6 protein-coding genes are annotated in these 3,881 nt (G+C 47.4%); 4 read left to right on the top strand and 2 right to left on the bottom strand.

Annotated features, from left to right (window positions below; genetic code table 11):
• Window positions 1-244: 244 nt before the first annotated feature.
• Both Q7V48_02755 and Q7V48_02760 read right to left on the bottom strand, forming a co-directional pair.
• Window positions 245-670, bottom strand: a complete 426-nt coding sequence (locus Q7V48_02755; protein ID MDO9209657.1) for a type II toxin-antitoxin system VapC family toxin — start codon at window positions 668-670, stop codon at window positions 245-247.
• A complete protein-coding gene (locus tag Q7V48_02760; protein MDO9209658.1) occupies window positions 670-903 on the bottom strand; it encodes a type II toxin-antitoxin system prevent-host-death family antitoxin in 234 nt (77 codons plus the stop codon). Before Q7V48_02760 ends, Q7V48_02755 begins: the two co-directional genes overlap by 1 nt.
• A 562-nt stretch (window positions 904-1,465) precedes the next feature.
• On the opposite strand from Q7V48_02760, the gene Q7V48_02765 reads away from it, so the two are divergent.
• From Q7V48_02765 to Q7V48_02780, 4 genes are all read left to right on the top strand, one after another.
• Window positions 1,466-2,305: an LD-carboxypeptidase gene (locus Q7V48_02765; protein ID MDO9209659.1), complete on the top strand. Its 840-nt coding sequence runs from the start codon at window positions 1,466-1,468 to the stop codon at window positions 2,303-2,305.
• Window positions 2,302-2,877, top strand: a complete 576-nt coding sequence (locus Q7V48_02770) for a nucleoside recognition domain-containing protein (protein ID MDO9209660.1) — start codon at window positions 2,302-2,304, stop codon at window positions 2,875-2,877. The genes Q7V48_02765 and Q7V48_02770 overlap by 4 nt, the downstream gene beginning before the upstream one ends.
• The gene (locus Q7V48_02775; protein MDO9209661.1) at window positions 2,874-3,401 is read left to right on the top strand and encodes a spore maturation protein; all 528 of its coding nucleotides are present in this window, start codon (window positions 2,874-2,876) and stop codon (window positions 3,399-3,401) included. The genes Q7V48_02770 and Q7V48_02775 overlap by 4 nt, the downstream gene beginning before the upstream one ends.
• A 118-nt stretch (window positions 3,402-3,519) precedes the next feature.
• Entirely contained in the window at window positions 3,520-3,723 is a 204-nt protein-coding gene (locus tag Q7V48_02780) for a hypothetical protein (GenBank protein ID MDO9209662.1), read from the top strand.
• The last annotated feature ends 158 nt before the right edge of the window (window positions 3,724-3,881 follow it).

Genomic DNA, 3,881 nt, shown 5'->3' on the forward strand with positions numbered 1-3,881 from the left:
TCGTCCGTCGAACGAAGGCTAGCATTTTTCTGAGATAGGAATCTTCATCTTTAAAGGCATAACTCATTGCGCCCAGAGCGACAGTGAAAGAATGGGTGATTTCCTCTGCCATGAGCAGGGTTGCATAAGCCATATCCGAAAGATCATCAGTATCCATCAATTTATCTCAGGGACTTTACTTAATTCTTGGGTACGGAGAGAAGAATGAATTACCTTTAGCAAGAGACAAGCATTCGGCATAGTTTCACTTTTTCAGCAGCACGACATCCAGCGGGAGGACTTTGGCCGATTCCGCAAGTCCCTGATCGGCGGTTACAAAGGTCAAACCTTCCATATGAGCAATCGCCAAATGCAGGGCATCCAGCGTCTTTAAGTTTGAATTGAAAAGTCCGATCCAATCCCTGGCTAATCGGTAATGATGCGGTTTAGCAAAAAGATGGGTATAAAAGTGGCCATCCACGTGGCCGAGGAATTTAGCGACGATGGTGGCGGCATTCTTCCGGGACAGTCCGCCCTCCCGAACCTTCCTGGAAAGCGCCGAAAACATTTCTACCTCGGGTAAGGAGCTGATGGTCGGACGCATATGGGTCATAAGAAAGGCTTCGGCCTTTTCACTCAACGGTTCCGGATAATAATAAGCCACGATCACACTGGTATCGATGTAAAACATCAATAACGTTCCTCGGTCCTTCCCCGTTTTACAACCATACTCAAAGACTCGCCCTTAACTCGAAGCGCGGCTCTAAATTTTTTTAAGTCCGGCAAACTTTTTCCCCCACCTCTGGGCGGCACGAGACGGGCAATTTCCTTTCCCCAGCGACGGATGATTACTTCGTCTCCTTGTTGCACTTGATCGAGGATCGAGCTGAATTTGCTTCGGGCCTCTTTCACATTTATCTCCATAGCCCCCTTCCTCCCTTGAACAAACAGAACCTCAAATGAAGTGTACACCTTGGCGAATAAAGTGTCCACTAAAAAATATGGATCATCTCCAAATTAGTTGATCGCATTTTTAATGAAAGCCTGCCAAGGTCCCGGAAGGAAAGGTCCGCCTCAGGCGGACGCCGCAAGCATCGGCGGGGTATCCACTTTTCATAAACCCTCCGCTTGCCTTCCGCAAAGCGCAGCGGGGGAGTGGAAACAAAGCTTCGGAGAAATAGCAGAACCCCCCGCCATAGTTAGGGAGAGATATGTGCCTCATGATTGCAAGCAAGATGACTTTCTTTCCGGGACCCTGAAATCACTGGGCATTTTAATTATGCCAGCTCTGTGCCCTCAACTAATTTGGAGATGATCCAAAATTATAAATTGACGACAAAGGGGACTTCTGCTATTTTTCCAACAGGTTGCGGCAAGGCCTTATCGATAGGCCAGGCGGCCCACCATAGGATCTGCCCCCGGGAACGACTTGCGGATGGATCAAAGGCTTCAATACGGGCATCGCTCCTCGATGAGGAGGGATTTTTTGAAAGCTGTATATATCATAACGCCAAGCTGGCTGATTAAGAAGAAGAAAGATTTCCTTGACGGTGTAAAAAATCTTGAGCAATTGGGATTTAAGGTTATCAACCGGAGAGTGGTTACCCAAATGCCTTCCACCAGGCGCAAGGTTAAACAGATCCACGCTGCCTTTTTAAACCGGAGGGTTGAGATCATCCTCGCGCAGCGGGGGGGATACAGCTCTATGAAACTCCTTCCCTATCTGGATTTTAATCTGATTAAAAAAAATCCAAAAATCTTCGCCGGGTTTAGTGACCTGAGTACAATGCTCAATGCGATATATGAGCGAACCGGCTTGGTTACCCTCCATTCCCCCATGGTGCTAAATTTTTCCAATCCAACCCGCTTCACCGTCAGATCGTTTCTAAACGCCATCCATGATTTCCCCGAAAAAAATCTTTTGGCCGGCGCACCGGTGAAGGTGTATAAGCAGGGAATCGCCCGAGGGACTCTGAAAGGTGGCAACCTCATAACCCTGACCGCCCTCATCGGAACGGCCTGGGAAATCAATACGGACGATACCATTTTATTTCTTGAGGATGTAGACGAAAAGAGGCATGAAGTCGACCGCTATCTTACGCAATGGATCATGGCCGGAAAGTTAAACCAAATAAAAGGGCTTATCCTGGGCGACTTCCGAGTCATCCCGAATAAGGATATCTATAAAATTTTACGGGAACAGTTGAAAATCGCTTTCCCTGTGGTGTATTGCCCTTATATCGGGCATGGCAAGAACAAGATTACCCTGCCGGTCGGTGCCAGGGTGGAATTCAACACTTTTAAAAAATCGCTTACCCTCAGATGAATACGATCTGGTTCTTGTTAATTGGTATCAGCATCCTCTTCTCCGTTGTCAACAACCGCCTTGACGAATTTACGAAATCCTTGTTTGAGGCTACGAAATCGGCAGTGGAGGTGTCTTTATTCCTACTCGGCATCGTTGCCCTCTGGCTCGGGATAACGAAAATCATTGAAGATTCGGGACTGGTTCACCGGCTTTCCAGCCTGTTCAGAATTTTCGTTTCCCGGCTGTTTAAAAATATCCCGCCGGATCATCCGGCCATTACTTCCATAACGCTTAATTTCCTGGCCAATCTTTTCGGGCTGGGAAATGCCGCAACCCCGCTCGGGATTAAAGTGATGCAGGATCTGCAGTCCTTAAATAAAGATTCGGAAACGATAACCTTTGAGATGATGCTGTTCATTATCATTAATACCGCCAGCATCCAACTGATCCCGTTTACCGTAATCGGTATTCTATCCGATTTCGGATCCTCCAATCCGGCGGCGGTCGTTTTGCCGACCCTTCTGGCAACGATTCTCTCGGCTGTTTTTGCCGTGGGAACCCTCTGGGTATGCAGGAAATTGCTTAAATGAAGACGATTCAGCTCATCTCCCAGCTCATCATTCCCCTTTTCATCCTGTTGGTCGTTGGATACGGGTTGGTCAAAAAGGTAAGGGTGTACGATTCTTTCGTAGCGGGCGCCAAAGACGGGATAACCGTGGTGATAAAAATTTTCCCCTATCTCCTGGCGATCTTTGTCGCGGTTAAATCCTTTCAGGCCTCCGGGGCATTTGCTTTTACCAAAGATTTGTTCCACGGCATCCTGCTGGCCCTCAACATCCCGCTCGAAGTGATTTCCATCGCCATCATCAAGCCATTATCCGGAAGCGCATCGATTGGCGTGTTTACCGACATCATAAAAACGACCGGGCCGGACTCTCTGGCCAGCCGGATGGCGGCGGTCATCATGGGGAGTGCCGAGACGACCTTTTATATTTTGGCCGTCTATCTGGGAGCCGTGGGCATCAAAAAAACCCGGTACTTAGTTCCGGTGTGCGTCCTTGCCGACATCGTCGGTATTCTCATTGCCATAAGCATTGTAAAAATCTTTTTTTAATTAAGGTGGCTTTGAGCGCGAATATGTTTTTTGGGTAATCCCGCGGAACGCGGGACTTGGCACTGGCCGTGGCGACGAATAAGGATCAACATGTCTTGAGAGTGCGCCGAGAGATGGGATGAACTCTCTTTCCTCGTTTTCTCAGACCCCTAAAAAATCTCTTGACAAGGATATCGGATTCATAGTAAAAGAAATTAATTTAAGCAAAAGGAAGGTTTCATGGGCAAAAATCAATGGGCAATCTGGGGCTGGTGGTGGTGGAACAACCAAGGAGGTGAAGTCTGCCCTTAAGCCGGCCGGAATGACATATATAGATTTTTAAAAGCCGTGGGCAGCTTCAACAGTGCCCACGGCTTTTTTTTATTTTTCGCCACAGAGGGCACAGAGATTACCGAGAAGAAATGAAAGCCAAAAACCAAACTGCCCCAAAAAAATTTAATTGCAAAATTAATTTCAGTTTTTGTTTCTTGATTTTAAATT

This window comes from Deltaproteobacteria bacterium (genome assembly GCA_030654105.1).
Classification (GTDB): domain Bacteria; phylum Desulfobacterota; class SM23-61; order SM23-61; family SM23-61; genus JAHJQK01.

Excerpts from the sequence above, each read along its gene's own strand:
- Q7V48_02755 (MDO9209657.1), bottom strand. The coding sequence starts at position 670 with ATGTTTTACATCGATACCAGTGTGATCGTGGCTTATTATTATCCGGAA.
- Q7V48_02760 (MDO9209658.1), bottom strand. The coding sequence starts at position 903 with ATGGAGATAAATGTGAAAGAGGCCCGAAGCAAATTCAGCTCGATCCTC.
- Q7V48_02770 (MDO9209660.1), top strand. The coding sequence starts at position 2,302 with ATGAATACGATCTGGTTCTTGTTAATTGGTATCAGCATCCTCTTCTCC.
- Q7V48_02775 (MDO9209661.1), top strand. The coding sequence starts at position 2,874 with ATGAAGACGATTCAGCTCATCTCCCAGCTCATCATTCCCCTTTTCATC.
- Q7V48_02780 (MDO9209662.1), top strand. The coding sequence starts at position 3,520 with ATGAACTCTCTTTCCTCGTTTTCTCAGACCCCTAAAAAATCTCTTGAC.